Annotated in this window: 1 protein-coding gene; it reads right to left on the bottom strand. The window is 80.7% G+C overall.

Features of this window, described 5'->3' with window-relative positions:
* A partial coding sequence (locus FAF44_RS53550; RefSeq protein ID WP_237111174.1) for a hypothetical protein occupies positions 1-476 on the bottom strand: 476 nt, incomplete at its 3' end.
* Positions 477-648 lie beyond the last annotated feature (172 nt).

Below are 648 nucleotides of genomic sequence, written 5' to 3'. Positions count from 1 at the left end.
CGCCGCGCCGCCGCCCGCGCCGCGCCCGCCATGACGACGGCCGACTGCCAGCGCCGCGCCCACGCCCCCAGCCCGAGCGACTCCAGCAGCCCCAGCTCCTCCCCGGTCAGGGGCGTCCCGGCGCGCACGGCCCTGACGCAGTGCCTGGCCTGCGCCCGCCGCTCGGACGCCAGCCGCAGCACGGCGGCACGCATGGGCGCGGCACGCAACTCGAAGCAGCGGCGCTCGGCGGCCAGGCGGCGTTCAGCGGCGAGCAGCCGCTCGGTGACCCACCGCAGGCCGGGGTGGCCGAGCCCGTCGAGCAGCGACACCGGCAGCCCGGTGGTGCGCAGCAGGAACCACGGACGCAGCTCGACGACCAGCTCTCGCCCGCCGGCCGGCGCCGTCCAGCGCATCCCGGAGCCGCCGCCCGCCTGCGGGACGTCCGCCGTGCGCCGCCGCCCTAACGACGGCTCCGGCCGCCGCGCGGCGCTCACCCGCGTCCCCGCAGCACCCCGGCCTCGGCCAGCCCGGCCGTGCGCCGTTCGCGGGCGATGGCGGGCAGGCCGTCGAGGGCGTGCGGGTCGTCGGCGGCGAGCCGGGCGACGGGCGCGACCAGCCCCTGCTGGAGCCGGAACGAGCGCCCGGAGCGCAGGCTGACCGCGAACG

Origin of the sequence: Nonomuraea sp. MG754425 (genome assembly GCF_021699195.1) — a bacterium.
Taxonomy (GTDB): Bacteria; Actinomycetota; Actinomycetes; order Streptosporangiales; family Streptosporangiaceae; genus Nonomuraea.
Note: the sequence above shows the minus strand (reverse complement) of the source record. Positions and strands in the feature narration are given on the sequence as shown.